This window comes from Erythrobacter sp. F6033, from assembly GCF_023016005.1.
In the GTDB taxonomy this organism is placed as follows: Bacteria; Pseudomonadota; Alphaproteobacteria; order Sphingomonadales; family Sphingomonadaceae; genus Erythrobacter.
Window position 1 is genome coordinate 647,879 of sequence record NZ_JALKAZ010000001.1, and the last position, 19,529, is coordinate 667,407.

Below are 19,529 nucleotides of genomic sequence, written 5' to 3' on the forward strand. Positions count from 1 at the left end.
CAATCTTGTCTTACGTTGTCAATTTGTATTACCGAAACTATTCAGGCGTCAAGCAAAAGGGTAAAAAACCTGTCAGCGTCCGTTGTCAGGCCTGTTGACATCGCAAGACCGCATGCGATCTTGCGGTAAGGGGAAAGGAGTTTCGCGTGTCCGGGATCGACGCCGAAGACAGAATCAATCGCGTCGTTATCGTCGGTGGAGGCACCGCCGGGTGGATGACCGCAGCTGGCCTTGCCAGCATGTTGGGGCCGACCGGACTGGAAATCACCCTGATTGAGTCCGAGGCTATCGGTGTGGTCGGGGTCGGTGAGGCTACGCTTCCGCATATCAAGCAGTTCAATGACACAATCGGTGTGAATGAAGCCGAATTCATGGCTGCAACGTCCGCAACGTTTAAACTCGGCATCGAGTTCGTAAATTGGGGACGGAAGGGCGACAGCTATATCCATCCATTCGGCGAATTCGGCCTGCCGAATGACGGGGTGCCGTTCCACCACTACTGGCGCAAATTCTCCGATCATCCGGAAGTTGGCCCGCTTGATGAGTATTCTCTACCGGTCATCGCGTGCCGAAACGGAAAATTTCAACCCCCTAGCGAAGATCCCCGGTCTGTCCTGTCGACGTATCGTTACGCCTATCAGTTCGATGCGCTCCAATACGCACCGTTTATGCGTACGCTTTCCGAGAAGCGTGGTGTCACGCGGATCGAAGGCAAAGTTACCGACGTTTCGCTTAAGGGCGAAAGCGGGCGTGTCGCGTCGCTTACCCTAGATGACGGCCGCGAAGTTTCCGGCGACTTGTTTGTTGATTGCACCGGTTTTTTCGGGCTCTTGATCGAGAAGGCGCTGAAGACTGGCTATGATGATTGGAGCGAATGGCTCCCGGCTGATCGGGCCGTTGCGATGCCGTGCGAAAGCGCTGGTCCGCCGGCTCCCTTTACACGCGCAACCGCGCATGAGGCAGGGTGGTCTTGGCGTATTCCATTGCAGCACCGGACGGGGAATGGCCATGTCTATTCGAGCCAGTTCCTTGATGATGAAAAGGCCGCCGAAACGCTCATCGCCGGCCTCGATGGCAAGCCGCTGGCGGACCCGCGCTTTCTCAGGTTTGTCACTGGCAAGCGCCGCAAGCTTTGGAACCGGAATGTTGTGGCAATTGGCCTTTCCGGTGGGTTTTTGGAGCCGCTTGAATCCACCAGTATCTATCTGATCCAAGAAGGTATTACCAAACTGCTCGAACTGTTTCCGCAGACGCCCGATACTGTGGTTGAAGAGCGTGAATACAATCACTGGATGGATCTGCAGTTCGAGCGCATTCGCGACTTTCTTGTGCTGCATTACAACGCGACCGAGCGGGACGATTCCGATTTCTGGAACCACATGCGCACCATGAATGTGCCGGATAGCCTGCGCGAACGCTTGTCGCTGTTTGGGGCGAACGGCCACGTCTCAGCCTATGAGCATGGCCTGTTTCTGGTCCCAAGTTGGATCGCGGTTTTGATTGGTCAGCGCGCCATGCCCAGCGGTTATGATGCGCGGGTTGATCGCATTCCCGATGAGCAGGTCTTGCAACATCTGGCTGGGTTGAAGGCGCATATGGCGAAGGCCGCTGCATCAATGGGTGATCACGCTGAATATCTTGCACAGCATGCAGGGATGGACCGCGCTGCATGACCACAAAGCGCATACTGGTTAGCGGGGATCGGCTCGGGGTGAGCGTTGTCGGGGCGACACTGGCAAAGCGTTGGCTCGGCCCGGGGCGGGAGCTAATCATTGCCGCAAGCGGTTCTTCTGCATCCGGTGACGAGCTGTTGGCTCGACCGGAAATGCTTGGTTTCCACGGCGAACTTGGCCTTGCTCCCGATGCATTTATGCGAGCAGTCGATGCGCGGCCCGCATTCGCATGGTCTGCGCAAACGCCGGGCGGCACGGTCTCCATACCGTTCTCGCCATTCGGCGTTGGCAGGGGCGGCGTAGAATTCCATCATTATTGGCAAAGGGGCGCCGGGATTCAGGCTTTGCCCGACCTGTCTGATTTTTCTCTTTCGCTGGCTTTACACGATGCAGGCAAGGCGGTGCCGATGCAGCAATTGACGCAGCTGCCAGTTCAGTTCGGCATGGCTCTCAATCGTGAAAAGTATGCGGGGCTCTTGCTGCAATTTGCCCAGCAATCAGGGGCGCGCATAGTCGGAGAAGATGCGGCGGGGTTGGGGGCTGACATCTCCATTCGAGCCGGACGGGATTGCAAGGAAACGATGTGGAGCGAAGGCGAAATAGTCATTGCGTCGTCAACTGATCTGGCCGGGATCGAACTGCAGACTTTGGCTAACGCTGCTAGTCGTATTGCAGGCCTTGTTGGCGATCTGACCGACCAACCAAACGAACGCTCGGAATTCAACCGGCTGTCCAAGAATGAGGCGGCGCGGATTGCCGATATGCGCACGCTTTTGGCGGCAAAGGACTTGCGAAAAAGTGCATCACCGCAATTGACCCGTAAGCTGGATTTGTTCGCCGCCTGCGGCCGCATACCGACCGAGGATTTCGAAGTCTTCAAACAGCCGGAATGGCTCACGGCGTTGCGCGCCCGAGGTATCACCCCGCAGCGGTATGATCGGATGGCGGATCGATTGCCTAGTGATGAGTTGATGAAATGGCTCACGGAATTGCGAAAACAGATTGTGCAAATCGTGGGTAAGGAAATGGCAGCATGATGGCGACGCAGGTCAAGCGTGTCGTCATCGCAGGAGGCGGCACAGCCGGTTGGATGACCGCAGCCGCACTCGCAAAAACCCTGAGCGGAGCGGGAATATCGGTCACGCTGGTAGAGTCTGAAATGATTGCGACCGTCGGTGTGGGCGAAGCAACCATCCCGGCGATTGCCAAATTCAATCAGCGTCTGGGTATCGACGAGCACGAATTCATGCGTGCGACCCAAGCGACCTATAAGCTTGGGATCGAATTCGCTGACTGGGGCGCTTTGGGGGAGAGCTATTTTCACCCGTTCGGACGCTATGGCTTTGACCTTGAAGCAGTCGAATTTCACCAGCACTGGGCGCGGCTGCGCGGTCAGGGAGATCCGCATGGCTTAAGCGAATATTCGCTCAACACTTTGGCGGCGTATCAAGGCAAATTTCTCAGACCCGAAGCCGATCATGGCCCGGTCATCGGGCAGCTTGGCTATGCATTTCATTTCGATGCGTCACTTTATGCTGCTTTCCTAAGGAAGTTCGCTGAGCAGCGTGGCGCGACACGGATTGAAGGACTGATCGAAAGCGTTGAGCAGGATAGTGAGAGTGGTCACATCACTGCGCTAATGCTCGATCACGACCGAAGGGTTGAGGGTGATCTGTTCATCGATTGCACCGGCTTTCGCGGGCTGTTGATCGATGGCGCTTGCGGTGCAGGGTATCACGATTGGAGCCACTGGCTGCCATGCAACCGAGCCGTAGCTGTCGCGTGCGAGAAGAAAGGCGACCCGGTGCCTTATACGCGCTCCACTGCGCGCGAGGCTGGCTGGCAATGGCGCATTCCGCTGCAACATCGTATAGGCAACGGACATGTGTTCTGCGATGCCTATTGCAGCGCCGAACAGGCTGAAGAAGTGCTGCTGGCCAATCTCGATGGCAAGCCGGTCAGTTCGCCAAATCATCTCCGGTTCCGCACAGGACATCGCGATCAGTTCTGGTCTTCGAATTGTGTCGCAATTGGGCTTTCATCGGGCTTTTTGGAGCCGCTGGAATCGACCAGCATCCATCTTATTCAGATGGGTATTTCCAAACTCATTTCGCTTTTCCCAAGCTCCGTCGAAGCTCCTGTTGAGCGCAATGAATACAACCGTCTGATGCGTGACGATTTCGAGCATATTCGTGACTTCCTCGTGCTGCACTACAAAGCAACTCGGCGCGATGATGCGCCGTTCTGGGATTATGTTCGTGAGATGAGCATTCCGGAAAGCCTATCGCGAAAGATCGAGTTGCTTAGTTCGCAAGGGCGGTTCTTCAAATACGATGCGGAGCTGTTTGACGTGACCAGCTGGCTTGCGGTTGCAGAAGGGCAGGGGTGGGGGCCGCAAGGTTTCAATCCGCTCGCGCACTGCCTGGAAGAGAAAAATCTCGCCCAAAGCATGGCAAATATGCGCGGTGCTTACGCCAAGGCCGCGGCAGCGATGCCTGCCCACCAAGCCTATATTGATCGGTTCTGCAAGGCAGCGCCGATAGAATTGAAAGCGAAACCTATATGAACCCGCATCTGCTTGACCGAGTTGTAATCGTTGGCGGCGGAACCGCAGGGTGGATGACCGCGGCGGCGCTCGGGCATTTGCTGGAAGGATCGCCCACCCGTGTAACATTAATCGAATCCGAAGCTATTGGGACGGTCGGCGTCGGTGAAGCGACAATCCCGCCGATCATCGCATTCAACACCATGCTCGGCATCGATGAAGACGAGTTTGTTCGGGAAACAAATGCAACCTTCAAACTGGGCATCGAGTTCGTCGACTGGAAAGAGTTGGGCCATTCTTACATCCACCCGTTCGGTGATTTCGGGCGGGATTTCGATGCAATTCCGTTTTACCAATATTGGATTCACAGAAATCTGGCAGGCAAAAAAGATGATCTGTTCGCCTATTCTCTGATGGTTGAGGCGTGTCGCCGCGAAAGGTTTCGCAGGCCTGTCAAAGACCGTCCGCAATCGGCCTATGCGGGGATCAATTATGCATTTCAGTTTGATGCCTCCCTTTACGCCGCCTTTTTGCGCCGGTTTGCAGAAGGCAAAGGTGTCGAGCGGATCGAAGGAAAGATCAGCGACGTCGCGCTTGATAGTGAGAGCGGCCATGTGACCTCGCTCACGCTGGAGAATGGCCAGAGTATCGATGGAGATTTCTTTGTCGATTGCTCTGGATTTCGCGGACTTCTTATCGAACAGGCTTTGGAAACCGGATATGAGGATTGGCGCAAATGGCTGCCTTGTGATCGCGCAGTTGCGATGCCTTGCGAGAAGATCGCTGACCCTATTCCCTATACCAGAGCGACAGCGCGCGAGGCGGGATGGCAATGGCGCATCCCTCTCCAGCATCGCACCGGCAATGGCTATGTCTATTGCAGCGAGTTCTTGAGTGACGACGACGCAGAGGCGACATTACGCGCCAACCTCGACGGAGCGCCGATGGCAGAGGCCAACAGGATACGCTTCACAACCGGCCACCGGAAGAAATTCTGGAATGGCAATGTGCTGGCCCTGGGTTTGGCTGCTGGCTTTATGGAGCCGTTGGAATCCACGAGCATTCATTTGGTTCAGACCAGTCTTGCAAGATTGCTGACCCATTTCCCTGACAAGCGTTTCAACACAGCAGACATCGATGCCTTTAATCGAAGAACCCTGCTTGAGTATGAGCGCGTGCGGGATTTTCTTGTGCTCCACTACACCGCGACCAAGCGAGACGACACGCCGTTTTGGCGGCATTGCCAGTCAATAGAGTTGCCATTCGATCTGGAACGCCGCGTCGCGCAGTTTCGTGAAGGTGGGCGGATATTTGAAGAGCCAAACGATATCTTTGGCACGGCCAGCTGGTTGGCTGTGATGTATGGTCAGGGGATTGAGCCTCAATCCAGCAACCCGCTTATTTCGAAAGTCCCGATCGCGAAAATTGATTCGGTAATCCGTGGCATTGGCGCAACAATTGACAACGCTGTTTCTGAAATGCCGACACATTCAGAGTTTATCGAACGCCATTGCAAGGCGTGACTACGGGCGGAAACGCACATTCAGAGAACGGCCGTGAGCAAAATCCACAACCGAAAACAAACATTGTTGACAACGTAGTCAATATGGGATTTTATCAGGATAGAACAATACGCGTGCTATCGTCTGGCACGTGACGGGAGGGAAAACTGTGAAACTATCAAGCGCACGCGCCGCTGGTGGACTTATGTCCAAAACTCTTTTTACGAGCGTTTCCACGCTTGGGCTTATCGCTGCCGCGCCAGCGATGGCGCAGGATGAGCAGGCAAACGAGCCCGCTCCTGAGATAGAAGAAGGTGACGCCATTATCGTTACGGGTCTGCGGGAGTCGCTTGCGACTTCGGCAGCGCAAAAACGCAATGCCGACACAGTCGTTGATGTGGTTACCGCATCCGATATTGGCGCATTGCCTGACCGTTCGGTTGCGGAAGTCCTTCAGCGTGTTCCCGGGGTAAGCGTTCTTCGTTTCGCGGGTCCAAACGATCCTGATCACTTTGCGGTTGAGGGAAGCGGCGTTGTTATTCGCGGTCTTCCATTCGTCCGTTCTGAATTGAATGGGCGCGATGTATTCGGCGCGAATTCAAGCGGCAATCTCGGTTTTGAAGACGTTTCTCCTGAACTGCTCGGCAGCGTTGTCGTGTTCAAGAGCTCCACGGCCGATCTTATTGAGGGCGGTGCAGCTGGAACGGTTGATCTGCGTACGCGCCTGCCCTTGGATCAGTCTGGGCTTGTTGTAAGCGGCTCGATTGAAGGTAACTATGGTGATCTTGTAGAAGAGTGGAGTCCTTCCGGTTCACTACTCATTTCCAACACTTGGGATACAGGCGCGGGCACCTTCGGATTGCTCGGAAATGTTGCCTATGGTGAGTTAAAATCCCGCGCCGATGGCACGGGCCTCGTCGACTTCGTGGAAACCGCCGACGGTTTTGTGCCATCGGGTGGTAGCATCCGCACTCAGGAATTTGATCGCGAAAGGCTGACCATCGCTGCGGCTGCGCAGTTTGAAAGCAATGATGGCAGATGGCTCGCCACGGCCCAATTCCTCCGGTCCGATTCTGAATTGGTGTGGGGAGAGAATGTGATCGAGACAGGCGCAGACAGCGCCGGTGCACGGTCTAATCTGGACTCTAGTGATTTCGTCTTCGACGATGATGGCATTTTCACGGGCGGTACGATCAGCGACAACAATCAGTGGCGCGGTCCGAACAACAGCGGCCTGTTGCCGCCTGCGTTCTTCCCTGGTGCCGGTGGCCAACAACTTAACCTGTTCCGTGAGCGCTTCGAACAAGATGTGACCACGGATTATGGCCTCAACGTAAAATTCTCTCCGACGGACAATCTGCGCTTCAATTTCGATATCCAATATATCGAGTCTACCGCTGATGTGGTCGACTTGACCGTCCATACATCGTTCTTCTCGCGCATTGGCGTCGACAGCTCTGTTGGATCTGTGCCAGAGTTGAGCCTGATTGCCCCGGTAAATCAGCCAGCGGACTACTTCCAGGATCCGAGCAATTACTTCCTGCGTTCGGCGATGGACCACATCTCTCAGAACGAAGCGGACTCGCTCGCCTTCCGCGGCGACGTGGAATATGATTTCTCCGGTGATGGCTGGTTGAAATCGGTTCGTGCCGGTGCGCGGTACCAGCAACAGGAATCGACTTTGCGCGAATCCGACTTCAACTGGGGTAATATCTCGGAAGTGTGGACTGGCGCCGACTTGCAACAGGTGGCTGCGGGCGCTGATCCTATCCTGACTGTCGGTGGCAATCTCAATCCTGCCCTCAACGCGCTGGTCGACCCAATCTTCGGAACGTTTGAGTTCCAAGACTATCAACGCGGTCTAAACACTGGCCTTGGTGGTCCGATCCCGACTTACACTGGTCCGGGTGCGGCAAACTTCCAAGGGTTCCAAGATACCTTCAACGGTATCATCGATGCCCTCTATGGCGCGAATGGCATCAGTCCGACGGGGAACGGTTTTAGTCCGTCAGGTTGGCGTCCGCTGACGTCGCGCCCTGGTGTGGTCGCAGGTACGCCGTTCCTACCAAGCGAAATCGGTCAGATTGAGCGTGACAACTTCGCGGCTTACGTCCGGGTTGATTTCGAACAACCTTCTGACACGCTGCCGCGTCTGTCGGGCAATGTTGGTCTGCGGTACATCCACACGGATCGCTCGGTAGACAGCTCACTTTCGATCGGCAGCTTTGATTCGATTTTCCCGAACACGCTCGTTTGCGATCCGGGCTTTACCAGCCCGAACCCGGCCTTCGTCGTTCCGGAATATTGCAGCCTTGATCTCGACGCGTTGGAAACGGCGATTGGTGATGGTTTCGCCATCAGCCGCAATCTTCAAACGTCCTATGATGACTTCCTGCCGAGCCTGAACCTCAAGCTCGACTTGCCAGGCGATCATCTGCTGAGGCTCGCGGTTTCCAAGACATTGACACGTCCAGGCGTGTTCCAGTTGAACGAGCGGATCGACATCAATACTCAAGTAGGTTCGGCTATCCCGGATGGCGCTGGTGGAACGATTCAACCGTTCCAGGGCTTCTTCGGCAATGCGACAGGTAACGCATCGCTTCTGCCGCAGACGTCGTGGAATTTCGATGTCTCTTGGGAGTGGTACTTCGCTCGCGCTGGTTCTTTGACAGTCGCCGCGTTCCACAAGGAAATCGAAGAGTTCATTTCCTTCGCGCCTGTCCAAGTCGATTTGCCGGGTGATCAGTTGTCGGCCGATTTCGTCAACAACTCTATTATCAACCCACTGCTTCGGAATACGGAAGTCAACTCAGACGAACGCGCGAGTGTCTCGGGCTTTGAGGTTGCTTATCAGCACTTCTTCGACTTCCTGCCGGGTGCTCTCAGCGGGTTGGGGACACAGTTCACTTACACCTATATCGACTCAGCTGGTGTGGCGAACGAACTGGACGCATCGATCCCAAGTGATGACCCACCGACGGCACGTTTTGCGAATGACTCGGGCATTTTCCCGCGGATTTCACGGCACAACATCAACGCAGTGGCTCTATATGAGAAAGGCCCAGTCCAGGCCCGTCTCGCTTACAACTGGCGTAGTGAATTCCAGTTGACGCCGCGTGATGTGATCTTCCCGTTTGCATCGATCTATCAACCGGCGACCGGCCAGCTTGATGCATCACTCTTCTTTGATGTGACCGACAACTTTACCGTTGGTGTTCAGGGTGTGAACCTTACGGACGACATCACTGAGACGACGCAAACGGTGAACGAAGCTGGGCTGCAGGCTCCGCGGAACTTCTTCCGCAATGATCGCCGCTACACGGTAATCCTCCGGGCGAATTTCTAACCACCCCAAGCTGTTCTCTTCAGCTCAGACTTTATGGCCCGACCGTATATTTTCGGTCGGGCCTTTTTCATGTCAAACCGCCAATGAAGGCCACACCCCTGCCGAGATGCGCGGGGCACGGCAAGCACGTTAGAGTGCCTTCAGCAGCTATCCGGGTTTGCATTGATTGCGCCACTCGCGCACAGATGCTGCACTGAGGAATGCGGACAGTGGGCGTCGATTTGAATGGATAGCGAGCAGGCGAACACCAATGGCAAATGGGAGTTCTGGATCGACCGTGGCGGGACGTTCACAGACCTCGTTGTAAAGTCACCAGAGGGAAGCCTGACGACCCGCAAATACCTTTCAGTGAATCCAGAAAGTTATGATGACGCGGCGATATACGGCATCCGTCAGGCCATGGGCTTGCCGGACGCAGACCCGATACCTGGCGGTGATATCGCAGCGATCAAAATGGGGACAACCGTTGCGACCAATGCGCTGTTGGAGCGCAAGGGAGAACCAACGGTATTTGTGACTACGCGCGGCTTTAGGGATGTCATCGAGATAGGCTATCAGGCGCGGCCCGATACTTTCGCGCTCGACATCAAAAAACCCGAATTGCTTTATGGTGACGTGGTCGAAATCGATGAACGGGTCAGAGCAGACGGGACAGTTGAGCTACCCGTCGATATCAGCCACGCGCGTAAGGCGATGCAGGCTGCTTTCGACAATGGTTTTCGTTCAGTAGCCATTGCGCTGATTCACTCGTACAAATTCCCCGAGCACGAGCAGCAATTGATCGAGATTGCACGGGAAATTGGCTTCACCCAAATCTCCGCCAGTCACGAAGTGACCCCGCTGACCAAGATTGTGTCGCGTGCTGAAACAACAGTGGTCGATGCCTATCTGACGCCAATTCTGCGGAGCTATGTCGATCAAGTCTCGGGTGCATTCGCGCCTGGTCAGGAGCCTGATCAGCTGCTGTTTATGCAATCATCGGGCGGTCTGATTGATGCGGCGAGTTTTCGCGGCCGCGATGCGATCCTGTCAGGTCCAGCAGGCGGGATTGTTGGCTGTGTCCAGAGCGCAAGTCAGGCCGGCTTCGACAAGGTTATCGGCTTTGACATGGGCGGCACGTCAACCGACGTATCACACTACTCTGGCGAGCTTGAGAAAGTCTACGAAACCGAAGTCGCGGGCGTACGGATGCGGGTGCCGATGCTTCATATCCATACCGTGGCGGCGGGTGGTGGCTCGATCCTGAAATATGAAGACGGCCGCTTCCGCGTTGGTCCGCAATCTGCTGGCGCCGATCCTGGCCCTGCTTGTTACCGTCGGGGCGGTCCACTCGCCGTGACCGATATCAATGTGTGCCTCGGCAAGCTGAAGCCCGAATTTTTCCCGCAAATATTTGGTTCCGGGCAGGATCAACCGCTTGATCGGGAAGCTTCGCGCAGCGGCTTTGCCGCGATTGCCAATAGCATCGCAGACGGACGTTCTGCAGAGGATGTCGCCGAAGGTTTCCTAGAGATTGCGGTCGAGCACATGGCGCAGGCGATCAAGAAAATCTCTACGGCTCGCGGCCATGACGTGAAGAATTACGCCCTCAATTGCTTTGGCGGCGCAGGCGGGCAGCATGCGTGCCTCGTAGCCGAACGTTTGGGCATGAGGACCATCATGCTCCACCCGTTTTCGGGTGTGCTTTCTGCTTACGGTATGGGGCTTGCGTCGACACAGGTGGAACGACAGCGGGTCATTGGCAAAGAGTTGCACCACAGCATCGAGGGCGAGATGGCAGCATGTGTCCGTGAGCTTTCGCGATCCGGTGCTGCCGAGCTGTCGGAACAAGGTGTTGAACCAAGCGACATCTCCGAACGCGCTGTTGCCTTACTCCGCTATGCCGGGACCGATACGACGTTGACTGTGCCGGTGGCCGAAGCAGTGACGATGCGCGAAGATTTCGAGGAAGCACATCAAAGGCAATACGGTTTTACTGCCAAGGAAAAGGCGGTGTTGCTGGATACATTGATCGTGGAAAGCAGAGCAGGAGGGGCGCATCCGGCAAATGGTATTGTGGGGCAACAAGCAGGGGAGCCAGCGCAGCCGGTCGCCGAAACCGAGTTTTTTGCCAAAGGCGCCTGGCATTCAGCGCCGGTCTTTGAAATTGAACATCTTGCTGTCGGACAGGGCGTGCAAGGCCCTGCGATCATAGTCGAAGAAACGGGCACGATTATCGTTGAGCCGGGCTGGTCAGGAACAATCGATCGGCACGGGCACCTAATCCTGACGGCTAACGATCAAGCCTTCGATAGTCGCTCCGTGTCACTCGAAGCCGATCCCGTCACGCTTGAGATTTTCAACAATCTGTTTCGCTCCATTGCAGAGCAGATGGGCATCATTCTTCGCAACACATCGCAATCGGTCAATGTGAAGGAGCGGCTCGATTTCTCCTGCGCAATCTTTGACGCCGAAGGCGCTTTGGTGGCCAATGCGCCGCACGTTCCCGTGCATCTCGGGTCGATGGACGCGACCGTAAGAACTGTGATCGATAGCGGGCAAAGCATCGAGCCGGGCGATGTGTTTGTGCAGAACAATCCGCATAACGGCGGCTCCCACCTACCTGATATCACAGTGGTCTCCCCTGTTTTTGATAAGGCTGGCGAGGCAATTCTGTTCTACGTCGCATCCCGCGCACACCATGAAGACGTCGGCGGTATCTCGCCGGGTTCGATGTCTCCGTATGGGCGCACAATCCACGAAGAGGGGATCGTGCTTGATAACTTGAAACTGGTTGAGCGCGGCGAGTTTCAGACAGCGCGCATTGAGCAGGCTTTGAGCGCAGGTGATTATCCTGCGCGCAATATCCCGCAGAATATCGCCGATCTCATGGCACAGGTCGCGGCAAATGCGGCCGGTGCCAGCGAGCTCAGACAGCTCGTCGCAAGTTACAGTTTGCCAGTCGTACAAGCCTATATGCAGCATATTCAGGACAACGCCGAAGCATCTGTCCGGCGGCTCTTAAAGACTTTGAAGTCCGGCGAGTTCAGCGTCAATCTAGACAGCGGCGCGGTGATCGCAGTCGCAATCTCGGTCGATCAGGAAGCGGCATCGGCGACCATCGATTTTACAGGAACCAGCGCTCAGCTTGATAGTGCTTTCAACGCGCCGCAAGCGGTCACAAAGGCGGCGGTTCTGTACGTGATGCGCTGCCTCGTCGCCGATGAGATTCCGCTCAACTCAGGTTGCATGAAGCCGCTCAAGATCATTGTTCCTGAAGGTTCAATGCTCAATCCGGTTTATCCGGCGGCGGTGGTCGCGGGCAATGTTGAGACCAGTCAGGCGATTACCGATGCGCTGTTTGCAGCGCTCGGACGGCTTGGGTCGGGACAAGGCACGATGAACAATCTGACCTTCGGCAATGATCGATACCAGTATTATGAAACGATCTGTTCCGGTGCGCCGGCGGGCCCGGGCTTTGATGGCGCGCATGCGGTGCATACGCACATGACGAATACCCGCATGACTGATCCCGAAATCCTCGAAGCACGGTATCCTGTTGTCCTCGATGATTTCAGCATTGATCGTGGGTCTGGCGGGAAGGGTCAATGGAATGCCGGTGATGGCATCACGCGGACAATCCGTTTCCTTGAAGAGATGGAATGTTCGATCCTTTCGGAGCGGCGCAGGATTGCGCCGTTTGGCTTGATGGGCGGTCAGGACGGTCGCCTTGGTCGAAATCGGGTGGAACACGCGGATGGCACGGTGGACGATGTGGGCGGCAGCGGGCAGACCATTGTTCGTGCAGGAGACAGGATCGTGATCCAGTCGCCCACCGGCGGCGGTTTCGGCCCCGTTTCCAAAAGGGTTGTTTCAAAAAAGGCGGGGGAGCCAAGCAACCAATGATCAAACGTCTTCGCAATATCGGCCCGGGCGCAATGGTGACGGCTGCCTTTATCGGGCCCGGCACTGTCACAGCCTGCACTTTGGCTGGCGCAAATTTTGGCTTCGCATTGGTGTGGGCGCTGGTCTTCGCGACCCTTGCGACGATCATCTTGCAGGAAATGTCTGCGCGGCTCGGCGTCGTGACGCAAAAGGGGCTGGGAGAAACGATTTCGGGCTTGCTCGACCAAAGCGTTTGGAAATGGCCGTTGATCGTTTTGGTGGGATTGGCTCTCTATCTTGGCAATGCAGCCTATGAAGCGGGCAATCTTTCTGGTGCTGCTTTGGGCATTGCTGCCGTGGCGGGTGAGGGCAGTATGGTTTTCAGCCTGTCCGTCCTTACAATTTCTGTCCTTGCCGCAGCGCTGCTTTTGAGCGGAAGTTACCGGCTTGTTGAGCGCGTGTTGCTTGTTTTGGTCGCCATTATGGCCGCAGCATTCGTCGCGACTTTTGCGATCGTTCGGCCGGACCTTGGCAGTCTGTTTGGCGGCATGGTCTCGCCCACCATTCCCGATGGGGCGATGTTGACCGTAATTGCGTTGATCGGGACGACGGTGGTGCCGTACAATCTGTTCCTGCATTCCACCGCAGTCCGGCAAAAATGGTCGGGCCCACAAGACCTGGGCGCGGTCCGAGCTGACACAGTGGTTGCAATCGGTTTGGGCGGCTTGATCGCAATTCTGATCCTTTCGACATCGGCTGCCAGCCTGTTTGCGGCAGGGATCGAAGCCACGAATGCCGCCGATATGGCGACACAGTTTGAGCCATTGTTTGGGGCGTATTCAAAGTATTTGCTCGGCATCGGGCTGTTTGCTGCGGGCCTGACCAGCGCCATTACCGCGCCGCTTGCCACCGGTTATGCGATGACAGAGATCCTGAAGCTTAAGGGCGGTCAGAGTTCTACAGCTTTCCGGGTCATCACATTGAGCGTAATCGCCATTGGTGCGCTTCTCTCACTCACGGGCACGAAGCCTATTGAGATTATTGTTCTGGCGCAGCTTGCCAATGGCCTGCTGTTACCGATCATTGCGGGTTTCCTTTTATATGTCGTCAATCGCCGTGAGTTGCTCGGCGAATTTGCAAATCGTTGGCTCGCAAACGTGCTGGGCGCGATCGTGGTGATGGTCGCTACCGGGTTGGGAATTCGCTTAATTGTAACGGCGTTGAGCTAGTCAGGCTGTACCTCGCCATGCCGGCGAAGCGCGTGAGGTTTTGCACCTGTTTACACCCGCTATCGATTTGAAGTGCTAGCGCAGGCTCATTGAGATTCGATTAGGGGGGGCGCGACGGATGGATCGCCAAGTATCAGACAAAGCTCAAAGCGGGAGCATGCTGTTCCTCGCGATTGGTCTCGGCGTAATCTCTGTCCTGTCGTGCTTTTTCTTGGCTGCGGCCCAAATGCCATCCGAGCCAGCGCCTCTGGCCGCGCCCACGCAGTCATCGCAGCAAGCGGACGTTACAAACACGCAGTGAAATTCGGATGTGAGATCAAGTCCGAGTAATAGCTGCTTGCCAATTTTACGAGTTGGATCATTCGGTAAAGACTTGTAAATTCACTGCCAATCGCGGCCCACCATTCTGGCGGATTGCAATCCAATATGTAAAACGGCTTCAGGGCGGATACTTCTGAGAGAGATTAAACGATGCGGATTGCACTTGCTGATGATGAACAGGATATTCTGGATCAGGTATCGTTTGTCGTTAAAAATGCCGGGCATGATGTGAATTGTTTCAGCGACGGGATTTCGATCCTTAACGCGCTCAAGCGAGAAACCTTCGATGTCGTCATGCTCGATTGGAACATGCCAGGCATGACGGGCCTTGAAGTGCTGGAATGGGCGACAGAAAATCTGGATGCGCCGCCGGCCTTTATCTTGCTCACCAGCCGTCAGGACAAAGGCGACGTGGTCAGCGGCCTGGAAGCAGGTGCTGTCGATTATGTTGTTAAACCGGAATCGGATGAGGTCATTCGCGCCCGCATAGAGGCCGCAGGTCGCCGGGCTTCAAGTCCTGAGCACAAGCGCCACGATTGGTATGGGGCGTATGAAATTGACCGGCTCGAAAAATCGATCAAGCGCGAGGATGAAGTCATTCAATTGACCGCGAAGGAATTCGACCTCGCCGACCTATTCTTTCAAAACCTCGATCGCCCGCTCTCGCGTGGGTATCTGTTTTCGCGGGTATGGGGAGGGCATGCTGAGATCGAGACGCGCACAATCGACATGCACGTATCCCGCCTGCGCTCGAAATTGAAGCTTTCGCCCGAGAACGGGTTTGTGATCCGGACGGTTTTTGGTTTCGGATATCGTATGGATCAGTATGCTGAAGAGTGATCGTATCACTTGAAAACAGGTCCGCGCCAAATGACCGGTAAAATCTCGAACACATTGCCCCGGTTTGCCGCCTTGTCGCTCTCTGCCTTGTTGCTGGCGGGATGCGCGATTGAGCAGCCGTCATCTCTGACGCACCGATTGGCTTTGTCGAATGCGATCACTGACGTTGAGATGACGGCTGATCCTGAAGCTCTTGCGATGAAAGTTGGTTTTGCCGACGCCCTTACTCGGGCATTTTCGGAGCAAAATATCTCAAGCAAAACGGGTAGTCGCTGGATTGCGGATTTTGCCGTTTCAGCGCAGCCGGCGCAGACTTCCGTCGTTACCGTTGCGCAAGAACAGCAGGGTGTTTCTCCGTCAGCCGGTGGCGGGGTGAAGGCGAAGTGGTTTCACAAATGCAAACCAGAACGTGTTCGGGGAAGCCTTGCCGTGTTCGATCGCGACGCGAATGAGCTTGTCGGCAAGGCGGAAGGCCACTTCATCGCGTGTCCGGGGGATCGCGCCGAGATGGACGCACTGGCTGCATTGTTGGTGCGATCCGTCACCAGCTCTGCCGCCCTGGGCACTTCTCAGGAATAGGGGATCGCGATTTTGAACTCCGTGCCTTCGCCAGGCGCGGTTTCAATCGCAATGCTTCCGCCGTGCTTGTCGACCACCTGCTTCACGTAAGCCAATCCGAGCCCGGCACTTGGTCCTGCGCCGTTGCTCTTTGCTCCAAAGCGGGCGAATGGGTCCTCAACGCGTTCCGGAGGCAGACCCGGTCCTGAATCGCGGACTCCGATCACGATCTGGTTTGTGTTCGAGACATCGACCGATAGAACCACCTTGGTTCCTTCGTCCGAGAACTTGATTGCGTTGCCAACCAGATTGTCGAGCGTGCGCGCCATTGCTGCGGGGTCGAGTTTTACGAACATCGGCTCTTCGCTTTCGCGGGTTTCAATCGATATCCCTTTGCGGTGTGCAAGAGGGAATGCACGGTCAGCAGTTTCGAACAGCACGGAGTTGATTTCGACCTCTTCCAGATTGATGCCTTCGGTCGAAACGCGTGCAATCTGAACGAAATCATCTGTAAGCTTAAGCGTTCTGCGTGCCTGGCTTTCAATGCGGGAGAGGCGTTCTTCCTTTTCAAGCGTATCGCCTGAATTCCCGGTCAATCCAATGATCGCAACCTGCGGCGAACGCATATCGTGCGAAAGAAATTCCAGTGTTTCGCGGCGTTGCCTCTCGTCCGCTTTCATCGCCGTAATGTCTCGCATGACCAGCACTTCGCTTCCGACCGTCGGATCGATTGAAGCCTTGGCCAGGAGATAACAGCGCTGATCTTCGAATTCGATTTCCTGGCGCGCTTCGTCATAGTGCGCGCCAGAATTTGCGACGAGTTCGGCAAATGTGCAGTTTTCTTCAACGCAGGTCGCACCGAACAAATTGGTCGCCGCATGGTTCACCATCGACACCGATCCCGCAGCGTCGAAAACGAGCATCGCATCAGGCGTTGCGTTGATGACGTCCTGCACCAGCTGTAAGTTTCGGCGTACCTCTCCACTGAGCATCTTAACTCGCGAGACTTGCCGTGCGACCACGTCAAAGCCTTCACCTTCGCGGCGAGCGGGATCATCCGTTGCCGAGCGCAGTGTGTTCGCTTCGGTTTCCAAAAATCGGCTCACAGTCGCGAGGCGGCGCCATGCCCAAAGCGGATAGGCGAGGATGATAGCGAGTATCGCCGGGCCCGTCGCGACCCAAACATTTCCGAAACGCACGGTGGCGAATGTCAGGATCAGCAACCCAGCAATAAGGCCAGTGGCGATAATCAGGCTGAATTTCGGAGATGAGCGCCAGAACACAATGAAAAGCACGAGGATTGCTAGCAATTGCAGCGCGAGCGTCCAAACGACTGACGCGGGCAGAACCAATTGATCGTTTAATATCGCGCTTAACAAATTGGCCTGCATCTCAACGCCGCTCATCAGGCCGCCCGCATAGCCGGGGATCGCATATTGATCGCCCAATCCCAGCGCCGTTGCCCCAACCAGAACAGTCTTGCCCTCGAACACATCAGCAGAATGGTTGTTTGCAACAATATCAGCGGCAGGTTGGGTGCGGATTTTGCCAGTGGGCATATACGGCACGATTGCGGATGGCGGCAGGTCTAAACCGGATTCTGGCGCAGACAGTTCAAGCAGAGATTTGATAAAATGAGGGTAGCGATCATCACCCTGAGATGCGGTGAGCTCAAAACTTCGGGCAGTGCCGTCGCTGTTCAGCTCGATTCCCACATGACCCAGTCCCGCGGCACCGCTTCTGATCGGTTCAATTGGGAACAGTGCGCCTGATTGTCCGGGGTAATCCGCCAAGCTATGCGCGAGTATGACATTGCCCGCGTCTCTGATTGCGTCGCCCAATTGCGCATCGTCTTCGGCATTGCTCGGTTCAATGTAGAGAACATCAAGACCGATGGCGTTGGGCCGGGAATCCGACAGGTTACGGATCAGACGGGCGTGAATATCACGGGACCAAGGCCAGCTGCCGAGATCGGCAAGCGACTTTTCGTCAATCTCTACAATGACGATGGATGGATGCGGCTCTTTGGCCATTGATTGCATCGAAAAATCAAGAATTTGCTGATCGAGCCGTTCGGTCCAATCGTTTTGCTGCGCAATAATGATCAGACCGACGGCTGCCACCAAAAGCAGCGCCCATTCCGCGAACAAACGCGAAGTCTTGGTCAAAGTCGATCCCACCAATCCGCCTCGGCGCTATTCGTCTACGTCGAACGTGAGCGCTGGAGTCCACACCTTGATGATCTCGCTCGGCTTTAGCTCGCCGTTGACCATTTCTTCCTTAAGGATTTGAAATGTCGCCTGACGCCATGCGTACTTACCGGGTTTTAGATTGCTGACGTAAAGTCCGTTCGATTGAAGTCCCACCTCATCAACCACCAGAACTTCAGGGGTCTCTACGTTCCAAAGCTGGAAGGCGCCGAAGGAGTTCCCCTCTCCTTCGGACAGCCAGACGAATTTGAATGCATCGGCAAAGGGCGATTCTTCAATCCCCGCCGCCGCCCCGACGCGTTTTCTGCGGAAGCCATCCTCAATCGGCAGGCCCTCCAATCCGCTTTCCGCGATGGCCCTGCTTCGCACACGCAAGCGGCCATCCGGTAGATCGTCGAAAGTGATCTCCAAGTCTTCCGAAACGCCCTCGGCGATGATTTCAATGAAGCTCTGATCGCGCGCAATTTGCGTGCGATACGCTTTAGCATTGTCCAGAGGTTGAATCTGAAACGTAACTTTTTCGCCTGTTTGGGTCTTGGCCGGATCAATCAATTTGGGGGCAGACAGCAGGGCTTCGGTTTCGCCAAGCCCTTGAAGAAACGCAGAAATTCCGAATTTTTCGGGGAGCGACGTTTCGCTGCCAGCGCTGGCAACGGAAACAACGCCTTCGGTCACTTCTGTGAGCGAGGTTTCTTTAGCCTCATCAAAGGCGACGCGGAATTTCGTCCCGCGAACGGCGGTAACCGCGCGCGGCGTGCTAACATTGTAACGCTCGTCACGCTTGAGTTTTGGGGCCTCTATCGCACTCCGACCGCGCAGCACTTGCACATCGAAATCGATCGCTTCGTTAATGATGTAGCGTTTGGCGCCGCGGATGCGGATTGAAGAGTTAGACGGCAGTGAAATCTTGGATGCGCCGGTACCTCCGAGAGTAATAAACTCTCGGGCACCAGTCGTGATGACTGCGCCTGCACCGATAGTATCGTTCTGTTTCGCGCTGACGCTCGATCCATTGCGGTTGACTGTAACGTCGCCGGACACGTGCAAAACCCGAACCGGTTCGGGCTTGGACTTCAGAATATCGCGCGGCAGTTTGAGCACTTTGCCGATTGGCAATCGGCGCGGGTCGCGGATTTGGTTGAGCACCATGACCTGGCCGATCACGCTCGTATTGGTGAAATACTTGCTTGCCAAACCGATCAGAGTGTCGCCCTGCCGGATCGTATAATCGATCGTATCGTTTTCCTGCGCTGCGGCAGGCGTGTGGAGGCCAAATAACGCGGCCGCAGCGAGCAGCGCTCCCCTCGAGCAATTCAGTGCCATCATGTCCGCTCCGCTACGCTTGATTTACTTAGTCGCAGCGTAGTGCATCACGCCGGATGCTCCAAGTCGATCACTGCGATCTCACACTTTTTTACAACGCGCCCAGCTCGTAGGCGAA

The 19,529-nt window shown here is 55.6% G+C and carries 11 protein-coding genes; 9 read left to right on the forward strand and 2 right to left on the reverse strand.

The window, feature by feature from the left end:
• Positions 1–146: 146 nt before the first annotated feature.
• The 9 genes from MWU39_RS03085 to MWU39_RS03125 all read left to right on the forward strand — a co-directional run bounded on the left by MWU39_RS03085 (position 147) and on the right by MWU39_RS03125 (position 15,899).
• On the forward strand, positions 147–1,673 hold the full coding sequence (locus tag MWU39_RS03085) for a tryptophan halogenase family protein (protein ID WP_247158511.1): 1,527 nt from the start codon (positions 147–149) through the stop codon (positions 1,671–1,673).
• Entirely contained in the window at positions 1,670–2,710 is a 1,041-nt protein-coding gene (locus tag MWU39_RS03090; protein ID WP_247158512.1) for a tryptophan 7-halogenase, read from the forward strand. The genes MWU39_RS03085 and MWU39_RS03090 overlap by 4 nt, the downstream gene beginning before the upstream one ends.
• Entirely contained in the window at positions 2,707–4,239 is a 1,533-nt protein-coding gene (locus MWU39_RS03095) for a tryptophan halogenase family protein (RefSeq protein ID WP_247158513.1), read from the forward strand. Before MWU39_RS03090 ends, MWU39_RS03095 begins: the two co-directional genes overlap by 4 nt.
• On the forward strand, positions 4,236–5,741 hold the full coding sequence (locus tag MWU39_RS03100; RefSeq protein WP_247158514.1) for a tryptophan halogenase family protein: 1,506 nt from the start codon (positions 4,236–4,238) through the stop codon (positions 5,739–5,741). Before MWU39_RS03095 ends, MWU39_RS03100 begins: the two co-directional genes overlap by 4 nt.
• A gap of 148 nt (positions 5,742–5,889) precedes the next feature.
• Positions 5,890–9,066: a TonB-dependent receptor gene (locus tag MWU39_RS03105; protein ID WP_247158515.1), complete on the forward strand. Its 3,177-nt coding sequence runs from the start codon at positions 5,890–5,892 to the stop codon at positions 9,064–9,066.
• A 225-nt stretch (positions 9,067–9,291) separates the two neighbouring features.
• On the forward strand, positions 9,292–12,951 hold the full coding sequence (locus MWU39_RS03110) for a hydantoinase B/oxoprolinase family protein (protein ID WP_247158516.1): 3,660 nt from the start codon (positions 9,292–9,294) through the stop codon (positions 12,949–12,951).
• On the forward strand, positions 12,948–14,159 hold the full coding sequence (locus tag MWU39_RS03115; protein WP_247158517.1) for an Nramp family divalent metal transporter: 1,212 nt from the start codon (positions 12,948–12,950) through the stop codon (positions 14,157–14,159). Before MWU39_RS03110 ends, MWU39_RS03115 begins: the two co-directional genes overlap by 4 nt.
• 471 nt (positions 14,160–14,630) lie before the next feature.
• Positions 14,631–15,320 (forward strand): response regulator transcription factor, encoded by a 690-nt coding sequence (locus MWU39_RS03120; RefSeq protein WP_247158518.1) that lies wholly within the window; start codon positions 14,631–14,633, stop codon positions 15,318–15,320.
• A gap of 30 nt (positions 15,321–15,350) precedes the next feature.
• Positions 15,351–15,899, forward strand: a complete 549-nt coding sequence (locus MWU39_RS03125; protein WP_247158520.1) for a hypothetical protein — start codon at positions 15,351–15,353, stop codon at positions 15,897–15,899.
• Here MWU39_RS03125 and MWU39_RS03130 read toward each other — a convergent pair.
• Together MWU39_RS03130 and MWU39_RS03135 are read right to left on the reverse strand one after the other, a co-directional pair.
• Positions 15,890–18,058, reverse strand: coding sequence for a CHASE2 domain-containing protein (locus tag MWU39_RS03130; protein WP_247158521.1), 2,169 nt, complete (start codon positions 18,056–18,058; stop codon positions 15,890–15,892). The genes MWU39_RS03125 and MWU39_RS03130 overlap by 10 nt on opposite strands.
• Before the next feature lie 15 nt (positions 18,059–18,073).
• Positions 18,074–19,414 carry a FecR domain-containing protein gene (locus MWU39_RS03135; protein WP_247158522.1) on the reverse strand — a complete coding sequence of 447 codons (1,341 nt, stop codon included), beginning with the start codon at positions 19,412–19,414 and terminating at the stop codon, positions 18,074–18,076.
• Positions 19,415–19,529 lie beyond the last annotated feature (115 nt).

Coding starts and splice junctions, on each gene's coding strand:
- MWU39_RS03100 (WP_247158514.1), top strand. CDS start 4,236: ATGAACCCGCATCTGCTTGACCGAGTTGTAATCGTTGGCGGCGGAACC.
- MWU39_RS03095 (WP_247158513.1), top strand. CDS start 2,707: ATGATGGCGACGCAGGTCAAGCGTGTCGTCATCGCAGGAGGCGGCACA.
- MWU39_RS03115 (WP_247158517.1), top strand. CDS start 12,948: ATGATCAAACGTCTTCGCAATATCGGCCCGGGCGCAATGGTGACGGCT.
- MWU39_RS03125 (WP_247158520.1), top strand. CDS start 15,351: ATGACCGGTAAAATCTCGAACACATTGCCCCGGTTTGCCGCCTTGTCG.
- MWU39_RS03110 (WP_247158516.1), top strand. CDS start 9,292: ATGGATAGCGAGCAGGCGAACACCAATGGCAAATGGGAGTTCTGGATC.
- MWU39_RS03120 (WP_247158518.1), top strand. CDS start 14,631: ATGCGGATTGCACTTGCTGATGATGAACAGGATATTCTGGATCAGGTA.
- MWU39_RS03090 (WP_247158512.1), top strand. CDS start 1,670: ATGACCACAAAGCGCATACTGGTTAGCGGGGATCGGCTCGGGGTGAGC.
- MWU39_RS03135 (WP_247158522.1), bottom strand. CDS start 19,414: ATGATGGCACTGAATTGCTCGAGGGGAGCGCTGCTCGCTGCGGCCGCG.